General features: G+C 68.0%; 27 protein-coding genes and 4 pseudogenes. 15 read left to right on the top strand and 16 right to left on the bottom strand.

The window, feature by feature from the left end:
* Positions 1 to 164: 164 nt before the first annotated feature.
* From ABZT04_RS43675 to ABZT04_RS43655, 5 genes are all read right to left on the bottom strand, one after another.
* Complete coding sequence (locus tag ABZT04_RS43675; protein WP_356065634.1) at positions 165 to 590, bottom strand: transposase; 426 nt, start codon at positions 588 to 590, stop codon at positions 165 to 167.
* Positions 591 to 632: 42 nt separating this feature from the next.
* Positions 633 to 971 (bottom strand): DUF6193 family natural product biosynthesis protein, encoded by a 339-nt coding sequence (locus ABZT04_RS43670; RefSeq protein WP_356065631.1) that lies wholly within the window; start codon positions 969 to 971, stop codon positions 633 to 635.
* A gap of 522 nt (positions 972 to 1,493) precedes the next feature.
* Positions 1,494 to 1,886 (bottom strand): nuclear transport factor 2 family protein, encoded by a 393-nt coding sequence (locus ABZT04_RS43665; protein WP_356065628.1) that lies wholly within the window; start codon positions 1,884 to 1,886, stop codon positions 1,494 to 1,496.
* Positions 1,883 to 3,004, bottom strand: a complete 1,122-nt coding sequence (locus ABZT04_RS43660; RefSeq protein ID WP_356065625.1) for a LuxR C-terminal-related transcriptional regulator — start codon at positions 3,002 to 3,004, stop codon at positions 1,883 to 1,885. Before ABZT04_RS43660 ends, ABZT04_RS43665 begins: the two co-directional genes overlap by 4 nt.
* Before the next feature lie 10 nt (positions 3,005 to 3,014).
* Positions 3,015 to 3,446: an ester cyclase gene (locus ABZT04_RS43655; protein ID WP_356065622.1), complete on the bottom strand. Its 432-nt coding sequence runs from the start codon at positions 3,444 to 3,446 to the stop codon at positions 3,015 to 3,017.
* 536 nt (positions 3,447 to 3,982) lie between these two features.
* Between ABZT04_RS43655 and ABZT04_RS43650 the strand changes: the two genes are divergently transcribed.
* The 4 genes and pseudogenes from ABZT04_RS43650 to ABZT04_RS43635 all read left to right on the top strand — a co-directional run bounded on the left by ABZT04_RS43650 (position 3,983) and on the right by ABZT04_RS43635 (position 6,912).
* Entirely contained in the window at positions 3,983 to 4,789 is an 807-nt protein-coding gene (locus ABZT04_RS43650; RefSeq protein WP_356065619.1) for a class I SAM-dependent methyltransferase, read from the top strand.
* A gap of 489 nt (positions 4,790 to 5,278) precedes the next feature.
* Positions 5,279 to 5,401: pseudogene (locus ABZT04_RS43645) on the top strand (integrase); the annotation flags it as partial.
* A gap of 133 nt (positions 5,402 to 5,534) precedes the next feature.
* Entirely contained in the window at positions 5,535 to 6,371 is an 837-nt protein-coding gene (locus ABZT04_RS43640; RefSeq protein ID WP_356065616.1) for an MBL fold metallo-hydrolase, read from the top strand.
* Positions 6,372 to 6,756: 385 nt separating this feature from the next.
* Positions 6,757 to 6,912 (top strand): hypothetical protein, encoded by a 156-nt coding sequence (locus ABZT04_RS43635; protein WP_356065613.1) that lies wholly within the window; start codon positions 6,757 to 6,759, stop codon positions 6,910 to 6,912.
* A gap of 507 nt (positions 6,913 to 7,419) precedes the next feature.
* Here the strand turns inward: ABZT04_RS43635 and ABZT04_RS43630 are convergent.
* The 3 genes from ABZT04_RS43630 to ABZT04_RS43620 all read right to left on the bottom strand — a co-directional run bounded on the left by ABZT04_RS43630 (position 7,420) and on the right by ABZT04_RS43620 (position 10,442).
* Positions 7,420 to 7,656, bottom strand: coding sequence for a hypothetical protein (locus tag ABZT04_RS43630; protein WP_356065610.1), 237 nt, complete (start codon positions 7,654 to 7,656; stop codon positions 7,420 to 7,422).
* A 73-nt stretch (positions 7,657 to 7,729) separates the two neighbouring features.
* A complete protein-coding gene (locus ABZT04_RS43625) occupies positions 7,730 to 8,722 on the bottom strand; it encodes a hypothetical protein (protein ID WP_356065607.1) in 993 nt (330 codons plus the stop codon).
* Positions 8,723 to 9,158: 436 nt separating this feature from the next.
* Positions 9,159 to 10,442, bottom strand: coding sequence for a SpoIIE family protein phosphatase (locus ABZT04_RS43620; protein ID WP_356065604.1), 1,284 nt, complete (start codon positions 10,440 to 10,442; stop codon positions 9,159 to 9,161).
* Positions 10,443 to 10,833: 391 nt separating this feature from the next.
* On the opposite strand from ABZT04_RS43620, the pseudogene ABZT04_RS43615 reads away from it, so the two are divergent.
* Positions 10,834 to 12,471: pseudogene (locus ABZT04_RS43615) on the top strand (PHP domain-containing protein); the annotation flags it as partial.
* An 84-nt stretch (positions 12,472 to 12,555) separates the two neighbouring features.
* Here ABZT04_RS43615 and ABZT04_RS43610 read toward each other — a convergent pair.
* A complete protein-coding gene (locus ABZT04_RS43610; RefSeq protein WP_356065603.1) occupies positions 12,556 to 13,032 on the bottom strand; it encodes a hypothetical protein in 477 nt (158 codons plus the stop codon).
* Between the two features lie 35 nt (positions 13,033 to 13,067).
* Here ABZT04_RS43610 and ABZT04_RS43605 point away from each other — a divergent pair, with 35 nt between their 5' ends.
* The 4 genes and pseudogenes from ABZT04_RS43605 (at position 13,068) to ABZT04_RS43590 (ending at position 15,688) form a co-directional block, all read left to right on the top strand.
* On the top strand, positions 13,068 to 13,838 hold the full coding sequence (locus tag ABZT04_RS43605; protein ID WP_356065600.1) for a transposase: 771 nt from the start codon (positions 13,068 to 13,070) through the stop codon (positions 13,836 to 13,838).
* Positions 13,839 to 14,141: 303 nt separating this feature from the next.
* Positions 14,142 to 14,267, top strand: a pseudogene (locus ABZT04_RS43600) (DUF4396 domain-containing protein); the annotation flags it as partial.
* 200 nt (positions 14,268 to 14,467) lie between these two features.
* Positions 14,468 to 15,073 (top strand): response regulator transcription factor, encoded by a 606-nt coding sequence (locus ABZT04_RS43595; RefSeq protein ID WP_356065597.1) that lies wholly within the window; start codon positions 14,468 to 14,470, stop codon positions 15,071 to 15,073.
* Positions 15,074 to 15,313: 240 nt separating this feature from the next.
* The gene (locus tag ABZT04_RS43590) at positions 15,314 to 15,688 is read left to right on the top strand and encodes a hypothetical protein (RefSeq protein WP_356065594.1); all 375 of its coding nucleotides are present in this window, start codon (positions 15,314 to 15,316) and stop codon (positions 15,686 to 15,688) included.
* Positions 15,689 to 15,993: 305 nt separating this feature from the next.
* On the opposite strand, the gene ABZT04_RS43585 is transcribed toward ABZT04_RS43590, so the two are convergent.
* On the bottom strand, positions 15,994 to 16,170 hold the full coding sequence (locus ABZT04_RS43585) for a hypothetical protein (protein WP_356065591.1): 177 nt from the start codon (positions 16,168 to 16,170) through the stop codon (positions 15,994 to 15,996).
* 105 nt (positions 16,171 to 16,275) lie between these two features.
* The gene (locus ABZT04_RS43580; protein WP_356065588.1) at positions 16,276 to 16,875 is read right to left on the bottom strand and encodes a hypothetical protein; all 600 of its coding nucleotides are present in this window, start codon (positions 16,873 to 16,875) and stop codon (positions 16,276 to 16,278) included.
* An 18-nt stretch (positions 16,876 to 16,893) separates the two neighbouring features.
* On the opposite strand from ABZT04_RS43580, the gene ABZT04_RS43575 reads away from it, so the two are divergent.
* A complete protein-coding gene (locus ABZT04_RS43575) occupies positions 16,894 to 17,070 on the top strand; it encodes a hypothetical protein (RefSeq protein WP_356065585.1) in 177 nt (58 codons plus the stop codon).
* 247 nt (positions 17,071 to 17,317) lie between these two features.
* Here ABZT04_RS43575 and ABZT04_RS43570 read toward each other — a convergent pair whose 3' ends face one another.
* The 3 genes from ABZT04_RS43570 to ABZT04_RS43560 form a co-directional block, all read right to left on the bottom strand.
* A complete protein-coding gene (locus ABZT04_RS43570; RefSeq protein ID WP_356065581.1) occupies positions 17,318 to 18,619 on the bottom strand; it encodes a nucleotide disphospho-sugar-binding domain-containing protein in 1,302 nt (433 codons plus the stop codon).
* Positions 18,620 to 18,746: 127 nt separating this feature from the next.
* Positions 18,747 to 19,406, bottom strand: coding sequence for a TetR family transcriptional regulator (locus ABZT04_RS43565; protein ID WP_356065578.1), 660 nt, complete (start codon positions 19,404 to 19,406; stop codon positions 18,747 to 18,749).
* Between the two features lie 78 nt (positions 19,407 to 19,484).
* Positions 19,485 to 20,330 (bottom strand): IS5 family transposase, encoded by an 846-nt coding sequence (locus ABZT04_RS43560; RefSeq protein ID WP_356065575.1) that lies wholly within the window; start codon positions 20,328 to 20,330, stop codon positions 19,485 to 19,487.
* Positions 20,331 to 20,631: 301 nt separating this feature from the next.
* On the opposite strand from ABZT04_RS43560, the gene ABZT04_RS43555 reads away from it, so the two are divergent.
* Together ABZT04_RS43555 and ABZT04_RS43550 are read left to right on the top strand one after the other, a co-directional pair.
* Positions 20,632 to 21,081 carry a hypothetical protein gene (locus ABZT04_RS43555; RefSeq protein ID WP_356065572.1) on the top strand — a complete coding sequence of 150 codons (450 nt, stop codon included), beginning with the start codon at positions 20,632 to 20,634 and terminating at the stop codon, positions 21,079 to 21,081.
* Between the two features lie 104 nt (positions 21,082 to 21,185).
* The gene (locus ABZT04_RS43550; protein ID WP_356065637.1) at positions 21,186 to 21,698 is read left to right on the top strand and encodes a DDE-type integrase/transposase/recombinase; all 513 of its coding nucleotides are present in this window, start codon (positions 21,186 to 21,188) and stop codon (positions 21,696 to 21,698) included.
* Here the strand turns inward: ABZT04_RS43550 and ABZT04_RS43545 are convergent.
* Positions 21,595 to 22,383 carry an aminotransferase class IV family protein gene (locus tag ABZT04_RS43545; RefSeq protein WP_356065569.1) on the bottom strand — a complete coding sequence of 263 codons (789 nt, stop codon included), beginning with the start codon at positions 22,381 to 22,383 and terminating at the stop codon, positions 21,595 to 21,597. The genes ABZT04_RS43550 and ABZT04_RS43545 overlap by 104 nt on opposite strands.
* Before the next feature lie 216 nt (positions 22,384 to 22,599).
* Here ABZT04_RS43545 and ABZT04_RS43540 point away from each other — a divergent pair.
* Positions 22,600 to 23,720: pseudogene (locus tag ABZT04_RS43540) on the top strand (IS630 family transposase).
* A gap of 32 nt (positions 23,721 to 23,752) precedes the next feature.
* On the opposite strand, the gene ABZT04_RS43535 reads toward ABZT04_RS43540, so the two are convergent.
* The gene (locus ABZT04_RS43535; RefSeq protein WP_356065566.1) at positions 23,753 to 24,553 is read right to left on the bottom strand and encodes an inositol monophosphatase family protein; all 801 of its coding nucleotides are present in this window, start codon (positions 24,551 to 24,553) and stop codon (positions 23,753 to 23,755) included.
* Between the two features lie 240 nt (positions 24,554 to 24,793).
* On the opposite strand from ABZT04_RS43535, the gene ABZT04_RS43530 reads away from it, so the two are divergent.
* Complete coding sequence (locus ABZT04_RS43530; RefSeq protein WP_356065563.1) at positions 24,794 to 25,090, top strand: helix-turn-helix domain-containing protein; 297 nt, start codon at positions 24,794 to 24,796, stop codon at positions 25,088 to 25,090.
* The coding region (locus ABZT04_RS43525) for a helix-turn-helix domain-containing protein (protein ID WP_356065560.1) at positions 25,091 to 25,270 on the top strand (180 nt) is incomplete at its 3' end.

The following is a 25,270-nucleotide window of genomic DNA, read 5'->3' as shown; positions in this document are numbered from 1 at the left end:
CCGCACCCGGTCCGGTCGTCTGCGGGGCCGGCCGCGCCGGAGTCGGGGCACCCGGATCGCCTCCAGGACCGGCTCGAACTGCGGAGAATCACCCCGCTGGCCAGCCGTGATTAGTACCGACAGAGGCTTCTGCCCCTGCTCAACGACAAGGTGGATCTTGGTAGTCAGCCCACCTCGGGAGCGTCCGAGTCCATGGTCGGCCGGCTCGACCGCAATGCCGCCCGGCGGCTCCTTTTGCAGGTCCCCCTTTTCGCCGCCCCGGCGGCGTGCTGGTGCGCCCGGCAGACGGTCGAGTCGACGTTCACGTCCCAGGTGATCAGGCCCTTCGCGTCCGCCTCGGCCTGGAGCCGGGTGACGATCCTCGCCCAGGTGCCATCCCGCTGCCAGCGCCGGAACAGGTCATAGACCCGGTCCCACCGCCCGTACCGCTCCGGCACGTCCCGCCAGGGAGCACCGGTTCGAGTGCGCCACCGTATGCCGTCTATCAATTGCCGCCGCGTCCACACCCGGGGACGGCCGGGCTTGATGCCCTGCGGTAGCAACGGCTCCAGCCGGGCACACTGGCCTTTCGTCAGATCTCCACGCCCCACGGATCCTGATCATCCATGACCAAGATCCACTCTCGCAAATAGCTAACCCGGGGGCAAGTGGCTCACCACGAGAGCGGCGGCTTCCGCGGGCGTCTCGGTCTTGCCGAGGAGGCCGACGTAGCCCGAGGAGTAGACCCTGTACGGCGGTCCGCCGCACACGATGAAGGGCAGGTCGTCATAATTCAGGTCAGCCCACGGCGGGGCGCTGCGCAGGAAGTGCAGCGTCCCATGCGTCGGGAAGGGGTAGAGGCTGCGCAAGCACGGCTCGGCATGCGCAGCCTCAACGACGATAAGCAAGGAGTCGTGGGTGGCCCCCCGAGTGCCGGGCTTGCGCTCCAAGAGCCAACTCCAGGCAGTCTCGACGTCAGGGGCTTCAGGCATGTACTCCATCCTCGAAGCCACACTGCCCTAGTCGCAAGCGATCCAGCGCCTCGATGACCACGACTTTCCCAACAGGCCCTAGGCCAGCGCGCGACGGGCCCCGGCGCATGCTCGACTGGTGCCCGTCCGATTTCACACTCTCGCACGGGAGTTCGCTGTGGCGATCATCACCGTGCTCGATATGCCCGGCATGACGCAGGCCATGTACGAGCAGGACACCAACCACATCACCGGCGGGCGCGGGGGCGTCAAGAAGGCGTCCGACTGGCCCGTCCCGGGCCTGATCTCACACGCCGCCGGCTCCACGCCGAACGGCTGGCTGGTCGTGGACGTCTGGGAGTCGGGGACGCCTTCCAAAAGTTCAGGGAGGTCCTCATGCCGATGCTCAAGGAGGTTGGCGCCCCGGACGTTCAGCCGAAGATCTATCCCGCGTTCAACGTCGTGACCTCCTGACCGCGCCCCCGGCACCGTTGGTGCGGACGCGATCACCCGTACCTGCCGCGCCCGGGGCCGGCTGGAGGTTCACGAGGACCAGAAGGCGTCCTCAGCCTTCTCGTCGCCCTGGAACTCGCGGAACTCCACGGCCTTGCCAGCGACGACGCGCCAGACGTGGACCTCCGCGGAGGACCAGGACTTGCCGTGCCGCTCGGCCGACACCTCACTGAGGACCACGACCCGCTCCCCGTCGGCGAGGATCTCGTCTGCCGGAACCTTGAGGGTCCCACCGGACAGGTCCATGCACAGGCCGAAGAACTTCAAGACGCCGTCGGGGCCGTGGTAGTCGCCGGACAGTGGGCTGTGCCCCGGGACGTGCCACGTGATGTCGGGGTCGAAGAGCTCAAGGACGGCGGGGATATCGCCTTCGGCGAAGGCCCGGTACCCCCGTCCGATCAGTTCAGCATTCGAGTTCGTCATGGTGGATCCTCCGATGGCTTCCCCCCTGCGACTGGGCACTCCTGGCTCGGCCGGTGCGAGGAGAGGAGCGCGGCGATGAGCTCCCGTCGGCTGCGGACGCCGAACCGGGCGAAGACGGCTGTCAGGTGCTCCTGGACGGTGTAGGCGGAAACGTGGAGCCGCTCCACGATCTCCCGGGTCGAGCAGCCCTCCAGCACAAGGGCGGTCACCCGGTTCTGCGCCGGAGTGAGGCCGTGCGCGGCCAGGATGAGGGATCCGATCTCGGCGGCGGGGGCAGGTTCGACGATCACTCCGATCTGCTCCCCCACTGGGCCCCGCAGCCGGGTGGCGTGCAGCGACAGCCACTGACCGTCGCTCGTCCGCAGCCGGACAGATCCATGGCGGTCCGCCGCGGCTGACCCCGGCACCTCCTCGGGTGTGGCCAGGTGCGCGGCGACGGAGTACACGGGCAGGGGCAGTCCCACGATCCGGGGGCCGGGCAGCCGGGCGAGCCACTGCTCAGCGCCCGGGCTGATCGAGACGAGGGCGAGCTCCTGGTCGAGCACGATCACGCCGGGGGTGCCCGGTGTTCCGGGCCCTCCTCGCCTCGGCGTCTCCTGGACGACGGTACGGCGCAGGCCCTCGGCCAGGTGCGGGGCGATCTTCCTCAGCACATCGAGGTCCTGGCCGGAGAAGCCGGCCTGCCCGTCGGCCCGATGCAGGCACAGCACGCCCCAGCAGTCGCGCCCGGCGATCAGGGCGGCCCGCAGCTCATCCCCCAGGCCCAGGCCGGCCATGATCTCCCGGTAGCGGGCGCTCTCGGAGCGCTGGCCACGGGTGGCCCGGTCCAACGACGTGACCGTGTCGGGCCCGCGGGCGAGCGCGGTGAACTTGTTGACGTCTTCGCGCCCGTACTCGTTGTCCAGGAAGAGGGAACTGGCGCCGTCCAAGGGCTCCTGGGCCGCCACGGAGGTGAACAGCAGGGTCGCAGGATCGACGGACGCGAAGAAAACAGCCTCCAGAGGGAGGATGTCCGGCAAACGGTGGAGCACTTCGCTGGTGAGCTCGGGCAGGGGCAGACCTGCGTAGCAGCGGTCGATCAGCCGCTCGACGCGTCGCTCCCGGATGCCGGTGGCCATGACACCGACGCTACGCCGAGGCCGGCGTCGGCACGAGCCCGAGCTGGCGCAACAGTCCGAGGTCGTCCAGACGGCCCCAGCGCTCCACAATCCGGCCGCCCCGGACCCGGAAGATGTTGATCCCCTTCAGGACCACGGTGCGCCCGTCACCCACGACGCCCATCACCTCGCCCTGCTGGGTGCCGGAGGCGGTGAACTGCTCGACCACCAGGTCTCCCTCCCCGACCAGGAAATCCAGGTCGGAATGCCAGTCCGGAAACCCCTGCCGGAACAGGGCGCCCGCGGCCCGCATGCCCTCCCGGTCCGGGCCGACACCGACCGGCGGGTCGTGGTTGACGAAGTCCTCGGCGAGGTAGACGTCGACGGCCGACAGGTCACCCCTGGTGAACAGCGCGTCGATGAAAGCGGTCACGGTCTGCTTGTTCTGCTCAATGGTGTCCATACGGCAAATCCTCGGCGCACCACGTCGGCCCCGGAACCCCAACTCTTTGGGGTATCCGGCACCTGGCTCAGGATGCGCGGCGCCGTCCGACCGGCGGCGAGCGCCCGGAACAGTTCCGGACCGTGCTGGTCCCAGCAGCGAGCGGGCCTGCACTTCGGGGCCGCGTCCAGGACGTCGACCGCGGTCAGATCCTCAAGGCCGGGGACCGCGGCCACCGTCATCGCCGCAGCAGTCCTCACCCCCGCCGCGGGGCTTCTTGCCACCCGCTGGATCGCCGAACACCGGCTGGACACCCGCTGACGGGTCCGACTGCCCGAACAGATGCCACCATCCGGGCAGGGTCTTCGATGCCATCAGCGGATCACTCAGCAGGACCAGCCAGCGCTCCGGGCGGATCCGGCCGGAGCCCCCGGCCGTGAGCCGGACCCTGGTACCGCGTCAGAGAACGTTTGCCCCGCCGACTTGTCAGGCAAAGCCAGCTCCAGGGTGCAGGGCGGCGCGGCGGAGCAGAGGTCTCCGGGTGCGGCACTACCGTCATGAGGGTGACGGGAATCAGTGCCGACCAGCGGTGGTCCGAGTCCATGCCGGCGGCCTATGAGCAGTACCTCGTGCCGGTGATCTTCCAGCCTTTCGCCGAGGACCTGACCGCGAGGGCGGCGGCACTCCGCCCTCGGCGCATCCTCGAACTGGCTGCAGGCACAGGCGTGTTGACATCGAACCCGCTCGCCGCGGCACCGTCGGCCGGAGTGACGGCCACCGACCTCAACGAGACCATGGTCGCCTTCGGGTCGGCCCGAGCCCCGGGCGCGGAGTGGCGGCAGGCCGACGCGCAGCGGCTGCCGTTCCCCGACGGAGGCTTCGACCTGGTGGTCTGCCAGTTCGGCGTGATGTTCTTCCCCGACCGGATTGCGGCCTTCACCGAGGTACGGCGGGTGCTGGCCGCGGGCGGCCGGTTCCTGTTAAACACCTGGGGCCCGCTCGGGACGCACGGCTTCGAAGTCGCGCTGCAGGCAGGGCTGGAGCGGGCCTTTCCGGTCGACCCGCCGCGGTTCTTCCCAACGGTTCCGCATGGCTACGCCGACCCCGCTGTCGTGGTCGCCGATCTGACCGCCGCCGGGTTCGCCGTCGAGGAGGAGCAGGAGCTGACGCTTCAGGGCCGGGCTGCGTCGACCGCCGACCTTGCCACCGGCTACCTAACCGGGACACCGGTGCGCACGGCCGTCGAGGAGCGCGGCGACGAACCAGCCGTCCGGGCCACCGTCATCGAGGAGATGACGGCCCGTCTGGGCCCCGGGCCGGTCACCGCCCAGATGAAGGCGTACGTCTTCCGCGCCGCGGCCTGAACGCAGGACGCACCCCGTCCGAGGACAGGCGTGAGTCGATCGACGAGGCGTGTCGCGGGGCGCCCGGTGCTCATCAAGCAACGTACGCACCCGGACTCCTCGTCACACGACGGCGAACGGTGTCTGATGCGGCACTAGTTGGCCCGCCGGCGACCGGAACCGGTGTCGTTTCACGGATGATCGTGGCCGCCTCCCTCGGGGTGGGCGAGGATTTCGCTGCACAGGGTGACGCACCCGGCGCGGACCCCCACTTCGGGTCCGGCGACCAGGCAGCGCTCCTCGCTGCAGGCGTGCCCGCAGAACGAGCAGCGTTCGGGCTGTTTCTTGCCGCTGCGTCGGCGGCAAGAAACAGCCCGACCGAAGGGGTACGCGGGACGCTGATGTAGCAGTGCAGCAGACGCCTGATGTCGGCAACGTCCACAGCGAGGTCGTTGAACAGGCGGCGGGCGCGGGAGCCGGGGTTGGCGGCAGGGCGACACACACCCCGCTCTGACCCGCAAGGAACTGCTCGCGCTGCGGGCGGCCGTGGATCTGGAGACGGCAAACCGTGCGCTGTCTCTGAGCCGGCCCACCGGGTACGTATTGGCCAAACGCGGTCGATATCCCTGTCGACGCGCCTGTGCTGCCATGTGCACCTCTGGCCTCTTCCTGGCGCCCTGGCCGGCATGCGGGGCCAGAGGAAGGGGCAGATGATGGACGCACAGGCCACGGCGCGATCACCATCCTGGGGGCATGGAGATGCGACATGCCGGTTCACAAGGTCCGCCCGGACATCAGCGTTCTCAATGACAGCATCGAGGTACCAGGGATCGGGCACCTCCCAGTCAACGCCTTCGTACTGCTGGCCTCGCAGCCCGTCGTCATCGACACCGGACTTGGGCTCCCCGACAGGAACTTCCTGGAGGTGCTCGGTTCCGTGCTGGATCCCGCCGATGTGCGATGGCTCTGGCTGACCCACCCCGATCGTGATCACACGGGCGGGATATTCGATCTGCTGGCCGCGGCGCCCAAGGCGCGTGTCGTGACCACGTTCCTGTCCGCCGGGTTGATGTCCTGCGAGAGGCCGCTGCCACTCGATCGCCTATATTTGATCAACCCAGGGCAGACCCTGAACGTCGGCGACCGCACACTCACCGCGTTCAGGCCACCGCTGTTCGACAACCCGGCCACGGTCGGCCTCTTCGACGACCGCTCGGGGGTCTGTTTCAGCTCCGACTGCTTCGGCGGGCCGATGCCCAGTGCCCAAGCCGCACACGCCGATGACGTCGGCGCGATCGGCGTGGAGGAATTGCGGGCCGCGCAGCTGCTGTGGGCCACGGTCGACAGCCCGTGGGTGCACAACGTAGACGTGGAGAAGTTCCTCGGCACCTTCCAGACGCTGCGGGACAGGGAGCCGGAACTCGTCCTCTCCACGCATCTGCCACCGGCTCCGGGGATCACCCCGTCGATGATCGACACGCTCGGATCGGCAGCCGGGCAACCGGGGTTCGTCGGGCCGGACCAGGCGGCACTGGAGCAGATGCTGGCAGGGTTCGAGCCCACCGGCGGCGGGCACCAACCTGCACCCGCCAGTCCGGGATGACAGCCCGCCGTGGCGTAGCTGTCGGTTGTCGGCGCCTGATCCAACTGCGAGGTACCAGCAGACGCTACACATCGCCTGCCCGACTCAACGCCATGGGATGGAGTGCGAGCGTGGGCACATGTCCGAGATGTGGCGGTAGGCGACCCTGACCGGCCGACCCTGCCCGACAGACGTCTTAGCGATCAGGTCGTTCAGGTACGACGCGGCAACTGCTCTGCGGCCGTGGCGATCTCCCAAAAGACCCAGACCATATGCACGCCCGTGCGGCAGCCGCCCCTACCTGATCCGTACGGTACTTAGATCACTCGCGCCGGAATACTGCACCACTCGAATACCGACTCTTCGCCAGTGCTCACGCACCACGGCCGAGGGGGTGATCGGCGCGGTGACCGGGACTCTGAAGTCGCCGGCCACACTGCTGCTGGGCCGCTACGACGCCATCGGGACCCTGCGAATGATCGCCCGGACGACCCCGCTGCCCACCGCGGTACGACGCGACCTCGCCCACCGGCTCGTTCCCGCCGGACGCGATCACCCCTGACACGGCCGCCGCTTCAGCGTCGGCTGGGGCACCCGCGCCGACTTGGAGTACCACTTGCTCCACCCCGACCTGGTCGCCGAGTTCAGCGGCGACACCGCCGTCGATCACGGCCGCTACCGCCATCCCGTCCGATTCGAACGCATTCGGGACGAGTTGCATCCAATGCAACTTGAACCGCTTCCCGATCCAGAGGGGTCTGCAGGTCGTCAACCTCGGGACGATCAAGGTGACGGCGCAGAACAACTTGGGAAGTGAGAGGCACGTCACATGCGTGCTCCCCGGGCCCGTGAATCAAGGCCCCCGCTCCTCGCGTCCGCTGCGCGGCGTTGTGACCTTCAGCGATAGTTGGCCGGAGACGGTGGAGAGACCGCTGGTGACCCGGGCTGCGCTCAAAGACAGTTGGCTATTTTGCTCAGAGATAGTTGGCCATACAGGTCCCAGAACCCAGTCCAGGGAGGCGGCCGCGGCGACATCGTCGGCTGCCGGTTCGGCAGGCAGGTTGGGGGGTCACGGACGCGGACCGTCCGCCGGGACGGCGTCGCCCAGCTCGATACCGCCCGCGTAGCCGTGGATCATCACGACCGGATCATCGGCGGGCGGCACCCACGCCCACACCGTGGCTACGGGTCTCCAGCCGGGGGCCTTCCGGCCGCTGGCCGGGGCCTGCCCCCGGAAATCCGGATGAGCCACCAACTGCGCGCCCTCCGGATGCCGGATGTTCCGCTGCTTAGCGGTCAGCATCATCGCGCGTACGGTTTCTCTACGTGGGCGGTACGCGGCGACCGAGCGATAGACGACGCACGCTCCAAGACGGCGATCATGCGACGTCCTCCGGCGCGAGCTGCTCCCAGCAGTCTGGGCAGAGGGTCGCGACCGAGCCGCCGTCGTCGGCCTCGGTGGGCCACGGGCGACTACAACTGGTGCAAAGCGAGAGATCCTGCGCTTCGTGGCGGACGGCACAGCCGAAGCAGTACAGGGTGTCGGACCCCTTGGGACTGTCCACGAAGCGGACGCTCTCGACAAAGGTGTTGGTGTCACACTGGGGGCAGGGATACACCAGCGCCAACAGACCGTCTGAGCAGCCGACGTAGGAGAAGACCAAGAGCTCGGCCGAGTCCCAGGACTGGCCGCAGAAGCGGCACTCCCCATTCTGAGGGGTGACAACGAGGGTCATCTGCTCACAGGAGGGGCACATGATGGTCTGGGTCGTCAGCCCGGCCAGCTCCCCGCGCAGCCGGTTGAGGCGTCGTCTGACGTAGGAGCTGATGTTCTTCACTCCCGCGTCCACCGGGATCATGTCCCGTTCTGCCCGGTCGCGCTCCGGTCCCTGAAGCAGCGGCAGAAGCTGGGTGTCCAGGAAGCGCATGAGGAAGTCGAGGACCCGGCCGGCGCGGGCCTCGACTGCGTGGGCGTTGTGCGTCAGGCCGTAGTGCTGCAGGGCGTTGCGGTCCTTCGCCAGGTCCTTCAGCGCCTCGGTCTCCTTGCGGTCGATGGCAATCCCCGCGATGTCACGGAGGCGCTCGACCGCGGCGTCGGTCCCGCAGCTCTCGAAGGACCCGCTCTCGAAGTCCGCCCTCGTCGCCTTGCCGGGGTCCTTGAAGACCAGGCTCCAGTGTTCACGCAGCAGGCGGGCCTTGAGCAGCACCTCGACTGCGGCTTGCAGGTGCAGCACGGCGTACTTGAGGTCCCGGGGTTCGACGGCCGATTCGTTCTCGTCCAGATGCTCGACGACGCTTGCGAGGTAGTCGATGCCGTTACGGACGGGCGGGAAGTCCAGCTGAGGAGGCTCGGACGGACGCCCCGGCGGCACGTACCGGCGTCCTGTCGTGGCAGCCGCTCCTTGCTGCGGTGTGTCGCTTGATTCACCCGTCAGGGGGAGGTCCTCAAACAGCGATGACATAGGCACAAGGTAACCGTCACCATCCGGTGACTTTCGACTTATCCAGTGCCGTGTGCCACCCACATCAAGGGTGGGCGGGCTGTCCGCCCGAATAGTGGATCTTCCAACGCCAGACCGAGTGGCCAACCATCGATGCGCCTGGCCAATTAACGCTGAGCTGTGACTGGTTACGGTAGTTGGCGAGCGAGCGGGTGCGTCCTGGCTGGTCACGGCAGTTCTATTCGTCGCATTTGGCGAGGTCTGTTCGCGATAGATGGCGAATCCGTGGTCGCCATGTCCAGTTCGGCAGGCACCGTTTCAGGTGGCGGGGTTCGCCACCTGTGGCGTTCAGCTGACGGCGCGCGGGTCATAGGCGGATGACGATCAGGGCGATGTCGTCGCGGGCGCCGCTGCTGACGCCGAGGTGCGCGAGCAAGGCGTCGGCGAGACGGTCGGGGTTGTGGCGGGCATGGCGGGCGAGCGCGTCGGTGAGACGCTGCAGACCGGCATCGATGTCCTCGCCACGGCGTTCGATGAGACCGTCGGTGTAGAGCACGAAGGTGTCACCAGGGGCGTAGGGCAGGTCGGCCTGGAGGCGGGGGACGTGTTTGGGGCGGGCCCCCAGTGGAGGGTCGGTGGCCTGGTCGAGAAGATCGCTGGTCCCGTCGGGGTGGAGCAGGACGGGCGGCGGGTGGCCGGCGCTGCTGTACATGATGCGGCGAGCGTTGGTGTCGACGACGGCCTGGACGACGGTGGTCGCCAGCGCACCCTCCACGTAGCGTGCATACAGGCCCAGGACGTCCAGGGCCCTCGCGGGCCCTTCGACGGCCCGGACGGAGGCGGACAGCGCGCTGCGGAGCATGCCCATGACGGCGGCGGCCTCCAGGCCGTGGCCGACGACGTCGCCGACCGCGACGGCGAATCTGTTCTCGGGAAGGTCGACCACCTCATACCAGTCGCCGCACACGTTCAGTGACCCGACGGCGGGCAAATAGCGCACCACCGTGTCCCGGTGCCGGGCCAAATGGGGCGAGTGGAGCATGGCCTCCTGCAAGGTGACGGCGACCTGGCGTTCCCGGGCGTGGGCCTGGCGCAGTTCCTCGTTCAGTCGATGCAGTTCCCGCGCCCGCGCGTACAGCTCGACCTCCATCGCCTCCACGTCGCTGAGCGCCCCGCCTTCTCGGGGACGAGGATGGGAGAGGATGAACGCGGTCACGTCCTCCCCCCGATGAATGATCCACTCCACCTGCCCATCCGGCCCGAGCACCGGTGTGTTGATCGCGGACCACCATCGCTCCTCGAACACGCCTGGGCGGTCGGCCACGGGAATGTCGTACTTCATAGGCGCCATCGTGTCCGGCTCCTTCGAGCGCAGGACCCGATGCAAGGAGGCGTGCAGATTCCGCACCCCGTCAGCATCCGGGTCCGCCGGATTTTCAGGGAAGGCATCGAAGAGGTACCGCCCGAGCAGATCTTCCCGAGTACGGGCGGTCACCCGGCAGGCCGCCTCATTGACGTCGGCGAGCACCAGATCCGGGCCCAGCACCATATAGGGGCTGGGAGTGACCGCGAACAGCGCCTGGTAGTCGATCCCCGGCGTCGCCCCACGCAGTGGCCGGGCATCCTCATCAGGGCAGTTCTCGTCCCTCACCCTTACGTTCTATCGTTCGTCGGCGCCCTCGGCACCACCTGGGCACATCGCCTGCCCTCGTATCTGCAGCGTGCCCTCGTGACGACAGCCTCTGAAGGACCGCAAGGGCGCGCGCAACCGCACTACGGTTGCCCACCGACTCTGCCGTCAGCTCGCCAACCCCAGCGCCACAGCAGGTCATGTGATCACACGGGCCGGACCGGCCAACTTCGTGAACATCCGCCAACTGGCGCGAACAGTCACATGAGCATCACAGACGTTCGACAGCATCAGCTCCACTCGTTCGCACGCTTGTGCGATTTCGAGTTATGGTGCATACCTGGAGAGGCCACAGGTCAGGGAGGGGTACGCGAGAAACGGAGGTGAGCAGCGTGGATCTGGATTTACTCATCTGCGCGTCGCCTCGGGGTACTCGGCCCGGTACGGCGCATCCCTCCCCCACGACCTTGTCAAGCGTGCGGCCGGGCGCGGGATGACGGCCCTTGCGCTGACCGACCGGGACACCCTCGCGGGCAGCGTCCGCTTCGCCAAGGCCGCTGCGGCTGCCGGGGTCCGCCCGGTCTTCGGCGTCGACGTGGCCGTCGCCCCGCTCATCGCGCCCGGCCCCGCAGCCGGCCGTCCGAGGACGCCGGCACGCGGCGGTGCACATGTGCTCGAACCGCCGCTACGGGTCACGTTGCTCGCGCAGAACCTCGCGGGGTGGGCGCGCCTGTGCCGCCTGGTGTCCGCCGCGTACGGAGAGGCCGGGGACGGGCTGCCCGTCGTGTCATGGGTGACGCTGCGCGCGTACGCGGACGAGGTCCTGGTCGTCATCCTCGGACCGTCTGCTGAGCCCATGCGGGCGCTGTCCGCCGGCCGCCCCGATATCGCCGAGCTGCGGCTGGCGGCGCGCACGGTCGGTCTGGGTGACCAGCTCGGGGTGCGAACGTGCTGTCCAGTGCGGTTCGCTACGCCGATCCTGACCAGCACCGGCTGGCTGATGTCCTCGACGCTGCGCGGCTTCTCCGGCCCATCGATCGCCGGCGCCTGGACAGCGGCGAGCGCTGGCTGAGGGGCCCCAGGAGATGATCGCGGCCGCCGAGCGGATCGCCCGTGCGGTGGGCGACGACCGGGGCCGGGCAGCCCGTCTCCTGGCGGGGACCGAGGCGACGGGCCAGTCCTGCACGCTCACCCCGGCCGAGCTGGGGATGGGGCGCCCGCACTTTCCCGCGCCGTCCGTTGTCGGCGCGGGCCCGGAGGCGGGCTCGGCGATGCGACTGCTGCGCCAGGCGCTGCGATGCCGGAATGGTCGCCCGCGGCCTGGACCGCGACGAGGCCGCCGTCCGGCAGATCGACTACGAACTCGACGTGATCGGGCGGCTCGGCTTCGATGGCTATTTCCTCGCTGTCGCGCAGGTCGTCGCGGATACCCGGGCCCTGGGGATCCGGGTGGCGGCGCGCAGCTCGGGCGCCGGCTCCATGGTCAACCATTCGCTTTTCGTCGCCACGGCCAACCCTTTGGAGCACCGGCTCCTGTTCGAACGCTTCCTGAGCGAGCGGCGGACGTCGCTGCAGGACATCGACCTGGATGTGGAGTCGGAGCGGCGGCTGGAGGTGCATGACGCGATCATCGGCCGGTTCAGGCGGGAGCGGACCGCGGTCACCGGCATGCCCGAGACCTATCGGGCCCGGCACGCCCTGCGCGACACCGGCCTGGCCCTCGGGATTCCACCGCAGGTGATCGGCGAGGTCGCCACGAGCTTCCCGCACATCCGGGCCCGCGACATCCGCAGCGCCCTCGCAGAACTGCCCGGAGCTCCGCGAACTCTCCGCACGTGCAGCCCAGTTCGGACCGTTGTGGGAGCTCGCCGAGGGCTTGGATGCCCTCCCGCGCGGCTACGCGATGCACCCGTGCGGTGTGATCATCTCGAACGTGTCGCTGCTGGACCGTGTTCCGGTGCAGCCGACTCCCGGCGGTTAGGCGATGCTGCAGGCCGACAAAGAGGACGTCGAAGACCTCGGCCTGCTCAAGTTGGACGTGCTCAGTGTTTTCGTTGCTTACTTTCCCTGTCGCTATAAATCTCTTAGTACTCTAAGGGCTGTCCCGTAAAGGATCTCCGGGAACGGCGGTGCGCTACCCCATGACCGCGCGTGCCGCGTCCAGAAACGCCAGCCGGTTGTCCTCCAGGTAGTCCCGCACGCTCTCGCCCTCGGGCAAGCCTTCCCACACCGTTCGGTTGAGGTCGAGGAAGTATGCGCGTGCCGCGTCGTGTACGGGCAGGGGGAACTGGATGCGGATGAGCCGTTCCGCGACCCACAGCCTGTTCATGACGTCCCGGGTCGTGAGGTACCAGTCATGGGTGTCGTCCCACTCGGAAGGTCGGCTGAAAGCGGAGCGTTCGGCTTCGGCCCCCACCTCGATGAACCGCTCCAGCAGCGCCAGTCGTTCCGCTCGCCGGGCCTCCGCCAAGGAGATCTGCTGCCGTTGCTGTTCAGCGCGTTCCGCCGAGAGTTGAGTCCTGTGCTGGACGAGGTAGGACAACGAGCCGCCGAGGACAACGCCGCCCAGCGATATGAGTGACACCCAGACCTGACCTGACATGGCGGTCATCGTGCCATGGCGTCGATCTTTGAGAAGATCCAGCTGTGGCTGGTGTGATCACGGCGTCGGAGCCGTCCTGGATAGCCCCGTTCACCGGGCTGAGCCCGCGTCAGTTCGGCAAGCTGATCACCGCGTTGCGGCGCGAGGGCGCGGACCCCGTCCGCAAGGGCCGGCCATGGAGCCTGCCGCTGGAGGGCCGGGTCCTGCTGGTCGCCGCGTACTGGCGCACCAACCTCACACTGCGCCAGCTCGCCCCGTTGTTCGGGGTGTCGAAGTCGGCCGCCGACCGCATCATCGACCACCTCGGCCCCGCACTGGCCCTCCAGCAGCGCAAGCGGTTCGCGAAGAACACCGTGCTGATCGTGGACGGAACCCTCGTTCCCACCCGCGACCACACCATCGCCGAGCAGTCGAAGAACTATCGGTACTCCACCAACCACCAGGTCGTCATCGACGCCGACACCCGGCTCGTCGTCGCCGTCGGCCGGCCGCTGCCGGGCAACCGCAACGACTGCAAGGCGTGGGAGCTGTCCGGTGCGAAAGACGCCGTCGGCAACACCACCGTCATCGCGGACGGCGGATACCGGGGCACGGGCCTGGTCATCCCGCACCGACGCGAGAAAGGCCAGGCCGAACTCCCGGCCTGGAAGGAAGAACACAATGCCTCGCACCGCAAAGTCCGCGCCCGCGTCGAGCACGTCTTCGCCCGCATGAAGGGCTGGAAGATCCTCCGCGACTGCCGCCTGAAAGGCGAAGGCGTTCACCACGCCATGCTCGGCATCGCCCGCCTGCACAACCTCGTCCTTGCCGGGTGACGCAGAAGCCAGCAGGTCAACCAGCACGCCCTAGATCATTTACGGGACAGCCCTTAGTTGCGCTTCTCCATTTGTCCTGGTCGGCATGCCTGTTTCGAGTCCAGTGAGCTGACGCTGCATCAGGGTGGTGACGGTTCGTGACCCACCCGATCGGGGTGCGCGCGGCACTGGTAGTGACAGTGGCGGGCGACGGCTTGATGGTGTCGGCGCCAGTGCGACCGGTGGAGCCGGTGCCGGCGCCTCGGTAGCCAGGCTGCTGGGGAATGGGCAAGATCCAGGAGCCGTCGCACTTCTGCCATGGTGCTGTCGGACGGCCTGTTCTGGTCCACCCTCCTGGGCGGCTTCGTGATCGCCTTCCTGATCACCACCCCCGTGAACAAGTGGATGATCGGCCGCGGCGAGGGCCACGCCGTGGTCCACGCGTACCACTGGCACTCGTACCCGGGGCTTGCCCTCGGACGGGCTAATCCGACGCGCGGGGGTCCCCCGTCCCGCCGAGGCTGAGGGCTGGGTGCCCGCGCGAGATCGGAGATGTCCATGAACGGTTACGCCGAGCTGGCGGCCACGATCATGCCCGAGCCGGGCGGAATCCGCCGCCTTCGCGCGCCGCGAGGCATCGGCCGCCGCACGTGAGCGCCAGGTTGGTGCGGATCGCGGTCATCGGCGACTGTCCCGTCTTCCGGCACGGCGTCACCCAGTTGATCGACACCACTCCGGACCTTCACCTGGTCGCGGCGGCACTGTCGATCGAGAGCGCGGACGGCAGCCTGCACACGGCGGAGGTCGTCCTCATGGACCTCCAGCATTCCGCCCCGAAACTCTCCGCGGGAGTGGCGAAGCTGCGCGCGCGGGGACACGCCGTCATCGTCATGTCGTCGTCTCCGCAGATCGACGCCATCCAGGTGATCCGGGCAGGAGCGAGTGGCTATCTGAGCCGGCAGGCCGAGGGGGACGAACTACTGACGGCGATCAGAGCCGTGGGCTCGGGCCGCAGTTACGTGTCCGCGCCCGCCAGCTATCTGCTGGAACAGTCCCCGCATTTCACGGACCGCGAGCAGGACGTCCTGAAACTTCTCGCCAGCGGCGCGACCGACCACGAAATCGCCCGCACCCTTCGTATCAGCAAGCACACGGTCCATTCACACCTCGACCGAATCGGGGAGAAAACGGGGTCCCGGCGCAGGCCGGATCTCACCCGCCTCGCAATCGAGCACGGGCTCACCGACCGGACATAGACCTGCACTGACATGCCGTTTTGTGGGTAGTTCTACCCCGCTACCCGTGGGTATCGGTTCCCCTTGACCCACACAGGCAGAAGAACGACCTTGGTAGAGGCAGGCCACTTCACCGCATCAGCCGGCAGCACGAATGAATATTTCATTCATGGGTCGCCATGCCCCGACGTAACACGGGAATTCCACCCCTAATTACGTTCGGAAACATTCGCGGTGTCAGCCGACAAGCTAGGAGAAGTCATGCGCAATCGCGTCGCAATTCTCGCCGCCGCAGCGGCACTGTCTCTGACAGGAGCGACAGCGCTGGGAGCAGTCAGCCAGGCAGCAGCCGCAACCCCTGGACCAGTCGTCGTCACAGGAACGGTGGACGACTGCGCCGACGGCGGTTCCCCCACCAAGGTGTCGATCAAGACAAGCAAGGAAACCAAGGCCGACACATCGGGCGTGAAGAACAGCAACGAGTACTCGGTCACCTTCAAGAAGATCCCGACGACCGGCAGGAACGCCACGGCGACCGTCACCTGCGACACCAAGGACACGTATACGCAGGACTTCAGGATCGACGGGGCACCTGGCGCGGCGAAGGTGACTCAGACCGAGAATCTCGAGCCGTAGGTGTGCAGCCTGCCGACCGGGCCTCGCAGGTCACTGCGAGACCCGGTCGAACGGGATTCTCACGAACGCCTCGGCAGGGCTGATCAAGCCCCGCCCATTCTGCGAGGCGACGTCGACCTGGGCGGGCCAGGGGACGGAGCCCGAAGCGAGGATCCACAAGCCGCGGACGCCAGTTGTCAGGGAATGGCGCTGCCCGCAGGATTTCAGCGGCCGCCGCCCCGGGACTCGTACACCGTGAGTGACAGCGTCTTCACCGCGGCCCGGGCACGCTCGGCGTCCAGGCCCTCGTCGGCCCGGATGCCCTCTCACAGCAGGTGCTGCTGCGCCCACACGAAGGCGAGGCCGACCGCGCCGGTGCCGATGCCGTAGCAGGCGCCGCGCATCACCTGCGTGAGCGCGGTGCGCCGGCGGCGGGCGCGCCAGGCCACGGCGGCACTGCGTCGGTTCTTGTCCGCCCGTGGCGGGTGAGCGTTAGGGTTCAAGTCAGCCGTCCTCTCGTCACTGTCGGCGTCGTGGTGGGTCCTCCCGGCCTGTGGCCCCGGAACCGGTGGCCGGGACGGATCCTTCTTCCATGTGTGGATCTGTGGTCAGCGGTCCATGAACTCCTGCAGGCGGTCGACGAGTTGGCGGTCGGGCCGGGCGACGATGACGGAGCAGCCGGGCGGGCGCGCGGCGAGCCGGTCGATTTCGCTCTCCAGGCTCCCGGTGGGTCCCAGCGCGCGGGAGCCGTTGGTGCGTACGTAGCGGGCGAAGATCTCCAGGCCTTCGAGGAACGCGGCGTCGGGCGGTGTGGTGTCGGCCACGGCGTGGGTGAGTTGGTGGAACCAGTGCCAGGCCCGCTTGGACTCACCGACGGCCAGGTGGTGCAGGTGCCGGCAGTAGGCGGCGGCGCGGCTGCCGGCACCGGCGGCGAGCTGCCACCAGAACTGGGCGGACTCGGGGTGGTCGGTCAGGTGGAGGAGGCAGGCGTAGACGAGGGCACCTTCCACGTCCATGTGATCTTCTGTCAGGGGACCCTGGTCGGGGCCTTCGGCGATTTTCGCGACGTGGTCGGCGGCGGCGGGCTCGTTCAGAACCCACCGGCACACCACGCTCTGGCGCTGGCCCGCCTGTGCGGCGCGGGCGATCTCCGTGGTGAGGGTGCGAGGCGTCGGCGGCCAGGCAGCGCCCTGGAGCTGGCTGATCAAGTCGCGGACTGCGCAGCAATGAACTCGCAGACGCGGCGGGCGAACGCCGATATGGCTGAGATGGCGGCCCGTCATCTGCAGGCGCTGAGCCTGTTCGAGCAGGCACGGCGGTATGAGGCGGTACTCACCGTACACCGGGCTCTGCAGGGCGATGAGCATCCCGCCACGCCACGCTGGACTGCCGTCACCTGCTGACCAGTGCCCTGCGGGCGACCTGCCGCCGACCCCCCTGTAACGGGGGGCATTCATGAGAGCTTCGTCTGTGATCGGGGTCGCCGTCGGTACGACGAGGGCGTACCGACGGCGCACCGCCTGAGCTTGCCGTTACCGACCGTGCGACCTTCGATCGACGCGGCCGGGAGCGGGATCACGCGCGGGTCATCGCGAAATCAGCGACCTTCGCCGGGATCACCTGGATCCACTGTCGGTGATCGCTTCCGCGTCAGCGGTCGCGCTCGGCGAGCACTTCGCGTATCGCGGAGCTGATGTCCGCGAACGCGTCGTGCAGCGCGTACTCGGCGCTGAGCCGCGTGGCGTTCTCCTTGTAGCTCGGGGTGAGCAGAACCTCCTCGACGGCCTTGCGCACCTCGGCCGGCGTGGGGCGCTGCGTCGCGAGATTGACCGCGACCCCCGTCCACGCCGTACGTGCGGTGACTTCGGCCTTGTCCTCCGTCTGGCCGGCGAGGACCATGGGTACGCCGTTGCGCAGTGCGGCCTGGACACCGCCGTAGCCGCCGTTGCTCACCAGCACGTCCGTGTGCGGAAGCAGGTCGGCGAAGGGAACGAACTCGACGACGCGCGCGTTCGCCGGGACCGAGGCGAGCTGAGCCTCTCGCCCGAGCGCCGCGACGACCAGCACGTCGAGATCGGCCAGCGCTTCGAGGGTGGGTTCGATGAGTTCGCCGAGATCCCGGTTGGCCACAGTGCCCTGGGAGACGACCACGACCTGCCCCGCACCGGTGACCTCCGGCCACCAGCTGGGCAGCGACGCCTCGTCGGAGTGCGATGCGTCGGGCAGCGCCCCGATGAACCGCAGGTTCGAGGGGGCGTCGCTGCGCGGGTACTCCAGTTCCTGGATGGAGAGTTGCAGAAAGAGGTCGGGCGCCGTCACGACCGAATCCAGCAGGAACGAATACTCCTGCGTCGCTCCGGTGCCGCGCACGACATCGGCCGCGTACTGCTGAACCGGGGCGAACATCTCCTGAACGGCGAGGTTCGCCTGACGGTTGCGCTCGCGCCCCTCCGGAGAGTTGTCCGGCGGCAGTCCGGGTCCGAACGGAGCGGTGTCGATGCTGGAGAGGGTCAGCGGCGTGACGCCGATCGCGATCACCGCGGCCGGCCGGATACCGGGCGCGCCCAGCAGGATCGGGGTCGTGCCGATGAACGAGCTGTCGTGCAGTACGGCAACCGGTTCGCCGTCTGCCTCGGCGAGCAGGGCCTGCAGAGCGGCGTGCTGCGCCGGCACCGGCTTGACGAACAGGTTGCGTATCTCGTACATCATCCGCTCGGGACCGGGCTCCAGTGCCGCGTACTCGGGGTGGAGTTCGGGGAGCCTGGCGATGTCATAGTCGGCCTCGGCCGGCAGTGCGACGAACTTCGCGCCACTGCGTTCGACAACCTCGCGGAAGAGGCCGCCGGTCAGGAAGGTGACGTCGTCGCCGCGGTTCACCAGGTCCGCGGCGATCGCGCACATCGGGGCGACGTGCCCGTACATCGGCGAGGCGGCAACGATTGTTCGAGTCATGGTTCTTACAGCTCCGGGTGTGATGTGGGAGAAGAGGCACCCTGCGGACGCCTCGGAGACGGTCTCGGTGGTGCGGTGGTGCGCTACGCGTTGCCGCGTGGCCGCTGGAGGAACGAGGAGGGCCGTCTCAGCCGCAGTGGCGGCGGACGGTGGCGATCATGGTGTCGGTGAGCCATTCCACGTACTGCTCTTCGTTCCAGCCGGCCTGACGGACCAGCAGGACGTACTGCGCGATGTGCGCCGTCGCCCACAACTCGTCGGCCAGTACATCGATGTTCCGGGGCGGGCTGATCAACTCCCGTGAGATCAGAAAACGCACGGCGGTCACGGACTCCGCCCGCATCGCGGCCGTCTTGGCCTCGTAGGCCTCGGCCAGATGCGGGTCGTTCGCCGCCGCGCCGAAGAACGCGACCCACATGCTCGCGCTGCGCCGGCTGCTCTCGGCCAGGAAAGCGCAGCCGAAGGCGTAGAACCGCTCAAGCGTCTCGGCGGCGTACGCATCGGACAGGTCCGGCTGCTCACGCAGCGGAAACGCCTGGTCGTCGCCGACAAGCGCCAGGTCGAAGGCGGCGAGGAAGATGTCCGCCTTGGAACCCTGGGCCTGCACGGAGTCGCTCGACACCTCTGCCTCGCGGGCGATGTCGCGCAGTGTCGTGCGGGTGTAGCCATGCTCGCCGAACCGGAGGATCGCCGCATCGAGGATGCGCCGCCGGGTCTCGGCGGCCTGCCGTGCGCGCAGCGGGGAGTTGTACTTCCGCACGGCCTTCTTCGAGTGCTGCGTCTCCATGAATTAGACCATACAGCGCACGGGTGAATACGGTCACGTGCGGTCGGAACTGCCGCTAGAGGGCGTCTGAAAAGCCTGTCAACGGGCTGGTTTTGCGAGGCGGCGCACGAGGAGCATGGCCATGGTGAGGTAGATGGCGTTCTCCGAGCAGGCGCGCAGGTACTCGTAGTCCTTCGAAAGGCGGCGGCACCGTCCCAGCCAGGCGAATGTCCGCTCAACCACCCAACGGCGAGGGACCACCGCGAAGAGGGCCACTGCCGGTGGTGGTGTAACTGCCTTCGACCAGGTCGAGCGGAATCCTCCGTCGCGGCGCTGCACGACCTCCACGGTGATGCCGGTGGCTTCTCGGGCCCAGCTGTGGAAGTCGGCGCCGCGGTAGCCCTGGTCCGCCCACACGTGTTGCAGGCGCGGAAAGGCGTCGGCGGCCCGGGAGAACAGCACCACGGCACCGTCGCGGTCGCCGACGCTCGCCGGGCTCACGCAGGTGACCAGGACGGTGCCGCGGGTGTCGACGAGCAGGTGACGCTTGACGCCGCTGACCTTCTTGCCGCCGTCGTACCCGTGCAGGCCACCGCGTTCACTGGCCCGGACGCTCCGACTGTCCACGATGGCAGCGCCGGGGGTGGGTTCGCGGCCGAGCTGCACCCGCTCGCGTTCGCGCAACGCCGTCAACATCCGCTCCCACACGCCTTCTTGCTGCCATCGCCGCCAGTAGTGATAGACCGTCTGCCACGGCGGCAGGTCATGCGGCAGCAGTCTCCAGGCACAGCCGGCCCGCAGCCAGTACGCCAGCGCGTTGAGGATCTCCCTCCGGGTATGTTTCGCCGGCCGACCACCGGACTTGACTGCCGGAACCAACGGACGGAGGATCTCCCACTCCGCATCGGACAGATCCGTCGAGTAACGGGTACGCAGCCCGCACACCCCAGCCCCCGAAAGTGCGCACCGCCCCGCTACCAGGCAACTTGCCCGCTGGGCAGGCTTTTCAGACGCCCTCTAGAAATCTTTGAGGTGGGTTACGTGGGGTCGTGACGGCTGTCGTGGGCCACGCTATGCCGGAGGGATGAGGTATCCCGATGGCGGAGGGCTGACGGCTGAGGAGCGGGTTCGGCGTGAGGGGGTCCGGTTGGCGGCCGCTGATTTGATGGAGGCGGGGGCCGGCGACCGGGAGGTGGCCCGGCGGTTCAGGGTGACCCTTTTCTCCACCCAGGACAAGCGCGATAAAATGCGCAGATCTCTCCAGCAGTGCATCAGCGAGGAAGTCGAGTACCAGGACGCCGCCATCGGCCAGGACGTCCTCGACCTGATGGTCAACATTCAGGTGTGGGGACGCGACAAGTACGAGCTGGCCAACTTCACCGACGACGAGTTGGCCCCCGCCATCACCGCCATCACCATGCGGCAGGGACAGTCCGCCGAGTGCCACGACTGGCAGGAGCGGCTGCGCCAAGAACTCCAGGCAGCCAGAGCTGCCCACCAGGACATCAGGGTCCCCCTGATGCGGCTGCGGCTGCGCCCGGAGAAGGTGGAACTCGCCCACGCACTGTGGCCGGTGCTACTGGCCAAATGCGAAGCGGAACTGGCCGCCGGCACCCCCACCACTCCCGTCTTGAAGGTCGTACTGGAGGCCCGCAACCTCGCTACACGCTTTCTATACCGGTCTGCACGACATTGACCTGAGACTTCGTCACTAGTGTCTTAAGAACTCGGCAGAGAGTGTCAGGGCTTCTTGCCTGCTCAGACCGAACATGCCACTGACATCGGGATGACGATCAGACGCTGGCAGTCAGGCGCAGACCATCACCGGACTTCGTCCGCCGGGACTTCACCGCCCAGGAACCGGACCTCGTCTGGGCAGGCGACATGACCGAGATCGACACCGGCGAGGGCAAGCTCTACCTGGCAACGGCGATTGATCTGTTCTCCCGTCGGCTGCTCGGCTACGCGATGGGCGCCCGGCGTGACATCGAGCTGGCGGTGGCCTCACTCAACATGGCCGCAGCCCCCCGGGGCGGCGACGTCCGCAGCGTGATCATGCACACCGACAGGGGCAGCGAATACTGCTCCCGGAAGTTCAAGCGGGCCCGCCGCAGGCTGGGCGTCGTGCAGCCGCGGGACTGGCCGCATAGATCGTCTCCACCTGCGAGGGGATTGACAGTCCACTTGGTCACCCCGTCATGGTCTCGTCCTACACGGTCTCGCCGGGGACGGACAGGTTCTTCTCCTGAAGCTGACCCAAGACCGGGTGATCGATGGGGAATTCGGTGTCGTCGATGGCGGACAAGGGCCTGACCCCGATGCTGGTGTTCGTCGCGAAGGCAGCGGCCATGCCCATGGCCTGGTCCAGGGTAACGGTGGCGACGCGATGGTCGGCGTCCTGCTGGAGCAGGGCCATGGTGACACCGGGGAGCACGGGCGCCGGCGCCTGCGGCCACACGACGTTGCGGTCCTGGTCGACGAACCCCACGTTCCAAGTGACGCCCTCGGATACGAGACCATCACGGCCGACGAACAACGCATCACCGAAGCCCGCGAGTTGCGCGGTGCGGCGCGCGTGCAGGGCACCGAAGAGCCCCGCGTGCTTCACCTGGGGCAAGTCACGCTCATACGTCACGCTCATAGCGCGCAGCGGCTCCGGGGGCATCTCGCTGGCACCGCGCATGGACACCAGGATGTGAGGTTCGTCGGCATCCTTTGGATGCCCCATGTCGATCTTCGGGTCGTAGATCGTGACTCGGACGACGCACGGTCCGCTCTGCCCCTCCAGGCTCTGGCGAACGTATTCACGGACACGTTCGGTGCTCAGGTCTGCGCCCCACACGATCTTGCTGTCCCGCACGAGACGTTCCATGTGCAGGGTCAGGCCGCGGACGGTGCCGTCAGCGCTGACACGCATGGACGTGAAGTGGCCGACGCTGGTCAAGGCCAGGGGGAGCAGGTCGTCTGCGGATACGGGTGTTCCGTCGAGAGTCGCCATGTCGCCCAGCATGTCAGGACTGCCCGCTCCGCTGGCACCCTGAAGCAGGTTACTGACGGGTCAACGCCACCTGAAAGTCATTCCCAGGTCTCTGACACGCGGTGATCGCCAGTCACCGTCCGGCTATGTCTAGTGCTCTGACCGGGAAGGTTCGCCGGGGCGGGCATCCGGTCGGTTGGATGCAGGGTGGCGTCCGCTCCGACCGCTGGGGGTGTGGTGGCGGAGCTTGTCCGTGTGCGTCTGTTGACCGACCAGGAGGGGCAGAAGCTGCAGCAGATCGTGCGCCGGGGCAGCACCAGTTCGGTGCGCTACCGGCGCGCGATGATGCTGCTGGCTTCGACCGGTGGGAACCGGGTGCCGGTGATCGCGCAGCTGGTCCAGGCCGATGAGGACACCGTCCGGGATGTGATCCACCGCTTCAACGAGATCGGCCTGGCCTGTCTGGACCCTCAGTGGGCGGGAGGCCGTCCCCGCCTGCTCAGCCCTGACGATGAGGACTTCGTCGTGCAGACGGCCACCACCCGCCCGACCAAGTTCGGTCAGCCCTTCACTCACTGGTCTATCCGCAAACTCGCCGCCTACCTGCGGAAAGTGCACGGTCGTGTCATCCGGGTCGGTCGCGAGGCGTTACGGTGCCTCCTCGCCCGCCGCGGTGTCACCTTCCAGCGGACCAAGATGTGGAAGGAGTCGCCGGACCCCGAGCGCGACGCCAAGCTGGACCGCATCGAGGAGGTGCTGGAGCGTTTCCCGGACCGTGTCTTTGCGTTCGACGAGTTCGGACCGCTCGGGATCCGGCCCACTGCCGGGTCGTGCTGGGCCGAGCAGGGCCGGTCCGAGCGGCATCCCGCGACGTACCACCGCACCCACGGGTGCGCTACTTCCACGGCTGCTACTCGGTCGGCGACGACACTCTCTGGGGCGTCAACCGCCGCAAGAAGGGAGCCGCGAACAGTCTGGTCGCGCTGAAGTCGATCCGGGCTGCCCGCCCTGACGGCGCCCCGATCTACGTCATCCTGGACAACCTGTCCGCCCACAAGGGCGCCGATATCCGTCGCTGGGCGCAGAAGAACAAGGTCAACCTGTGCTTCACCCCGACCTATGCGTCCTGGGCCAACCCGATCGAGGCCCATTTCGGACCGCTGCGGCAGTTCACCGTCGCCAACTCCAACCACCGCAGCCACACTGCCCAGACGCGGGCCCTCCACTCCTACCTGCGCTGGCGCAACGCCAACGCCCGCCACCCAGAAGGCCTTGCAGCTCAACGCCGTGAACGTGCCCGGACCCGCAGTGAGAAGGGCATCCGCTGGGGCGGCAGGCCCCTCCAAGTCGCAGCCTGACCCAGCCCGGCGAAGCCCGTGCAGTCACAGCACTAGCTTTGGCTGCGCATCATCGACATCAGCAGCCCGTGGGTTTCCTCGTCGGCGGCCACCACAAGCCCACGACCCGCCTCACCAATCGGGGAGCCGTCGATCCCGGTGACAACGCAGCCAGCAGCCCGGCACAAAGCAATGCCGGCTGCGAAATGCACACTGCTGGAGACGTCGCCGCCATCGGTGACATACGCGGCGCGCTTGCCGGCAGCCACCCAGGCCAGCGCCAGCGTCGTGGATACGACGCGCGGCCGGAAACATTCGACGAACTCAGGGTGGGCCAGCAGATCCACGGCCCGGAATCCAGGTGCGCTGGGGAACGGCGGATCCAGATTGACATCCACCAGCCTGGTAGACGGCGTGGGCATCAGCAGTGCGTCGTCGTCCCCGCCATGCCGCACCCAGGCGCTCTCCCCGTCGGTGAAGAAGACCTCGCCGCTGAACGGGTCGGCCACCGCCGCCGCCCCATCGCGCAGCGCCACGTTCACGGCTACCAGCATGTTGCCGACGGCGTAGTTCAGCGTGCCGCACAAGGGATCCACCAACCACTGGCGCACAGCGTCGGCGGCGCCCTGCTGCCCGCCTTCCTCGCCGAGTACCGCGTCATCGGGCCGTGCGGCACGGATAGCGCCGAGGATCGCCTTCTCGGCGTCCACGTCAGCGGCGGTGGCAAAGTCCCCGGCACCCTTGTCGATGCGGTTGAGTCGCTGGCCGTACACGTTGCGGACCACATCCGCGCCAGCCTGTGCCCCAGCTATCGCGACTGCAGCATCGTCGGAGCTCGCGTATGAGTTGATCACACCGTGCAGCCTATCGAGGCGAAGCTACCGCCCCGGCGAACCTTCCCGGTCAGAGCACTAGTGACGGCGCGGTCCGTGTGCACAGCCCTGCCACCGGCCGTCCAGCACACCCCACATCTGGCGAAACTGCCACGCCGACGATCGGCGCCTCCACGCCGTCGTCGACAGCGCGAACGTTGCCTGATGCAGCACTGGTGTAATGCGCCAGAAGTCCTGAGGGTTAGTTACTACCCTGGTGGTATGCCGCATCCGGGGCCTTCTGCTGTGGAGATCACGCTGTCCGAGGCCGAGCGTGCCGAGTTGGTGCTCCGGACGGAATCACCGAACCGGCGCTCGGCCGAGAAGGCTCGCATCATCCTGGCGTGTGCTGACGGGATGTCAAACGCGGGTGTCGCGAGGGTCGTCGGTGTTCAGGCCAAGACGGTGGGCAAGTGGCGTCGGGCTTTTTCCGCGGAGCGGATGGCCGGGCTCGAGGACGCCGGCTGGATCGGCCGGCCGAAGGCCGACCTGGTCCTGGACGATGCTGAGCGGAAATAGTTGACGCAGTGGGCACGGCAGGCGAAGACCGCCCAGTTCCTCGCACTGCGAGCCAGGATCGTGCTGCGCTGCGCGGAGGGCGGGACGAACCAGCAGGCCGCGGCCGACCTCGGCATCGACAGATCGACCGTGGACCGCTGGCGGGCCCGGTTCATCGCCAGACGCCTCGCCCAGGTCATC

The organism is Streptomyces sp. NPDC005492 (assembly GCF_040605995.1).
Classification (GTDB): Bacteria; Actinomycetota; Actinomycetes; order Streptomycetales; family Streptomycetaceae; genus Streptomyces.
This window is presented reverse-complemented; position numbering and strand designations above follow the sequence as displayed.

Bases quoted from the DNA above. Each gene is read 5' to 3' on its own strand.
- ABZT04_RS43610 (WP_356065603.1), bottom strand. From the start codon at position 13,032: ATGACCGCCATGTCAGGTCAGGTCTGGGTGTCACTCATATCGCTGGGC.
- ABZT04_RS43650 (WP_356065619.1), top strand. From the start codon at position 3,983: ATGAGGGTGACGGGAATCAGTGCCGACCAGCGGTGGTCCGAGTCCATG.
- ABZT04_RS43590 (WP_356065594.1), top strand. From the start codon at position 15,314: ATGCGCAATCGCGTCGCAATTCTCGCCGCCGCAGCGGCACTGTCTCTG.
- ABZT04_RS43555 (WP_356065572.1), top strand. From the start codon at position 20,632: ATGCGCAGATCTCTCCAGCAGTGCATCAGCGAGGAAGTCGAGTACCAG.
- ABZT04_RS43665 (WP_356065628.1), bottom strand. From the start codon at position 1,886: ATGACGAACTCGAATGCTGAACTGATCGGACGGGGGTACCGGGCCTTC.
- ABZT04_RS43660 (WP_356065625.1), bottom strand. From the start codon at position 3,004: ATGGCCACCGGCATCCGGGAGCGACGCGTCGAGCGGCTGATCGACCGC.
- ABZT04_RS43545 (WP_356065569.1), bottom strand. From the start codon at position 22,383: ATGGCGACTCTCGACGGAACACCCGTATCCGCAGACGACCTGCTCCCC.
- ABZT04_RS43565 (WP_356065578.1), bottom strand. From the start codon at position 19,406: ATGGAGACGCAGCACTCGAAGAAGGCCGTGCGGAAGTACAACTCCCCG.
- ABZT04_RS43530 (WP_356065563.1), top strand. From the start codon at position 24,794: ATGCCGCATCCGGGGCCTTCTGCTGTGGAGATCACGCTGTCCGAGGCC.
- ABZT04_RS43630 (WP_356065610.1), bottom strand. From the start codon at position 7,656: ATGATGCTGACCGCTAAGCAGCGGAACATCCGGCATCCGGAGGGCGCG.
- ABZT04_RS43640 (WP_356065616.1), top strand. From the start codon at position 5,535: ATGCCGGTTCACAAGGTCCGCCCGGACATCAGCGTTCTCAATGACAGC.
- ABZT04_RS43575 (WP_356065585.1), top strand. From the start codon at position 16,894: ATGAACTCGCAGACGCGGCGGGCGAACGCCGATATGGCTGAGATGGCG.
- ABZT04_RS43655 (WP_356065622.1), bottom strand. From the start codon at position 3,446: ATGGACACCATTGAGCAGAACAAGCAGACCGTGACCGCTTTCATCGAC.
- ABZT04_RS43670 (WP_356065631.1), bottom strand. From the start codon at position 971: ATGCCTGAAGCCCCTGACGTCGAGACTGCCTGGAGTTGGCTCTTGGAG.
- ABZT04_RS43570 (WP_356065581.1), bottom strand. From the start codon at position 18,619: ATGACTCGAACAATCGTTGCCGCCTCGCCGATGTACGGGCACGTCGCC.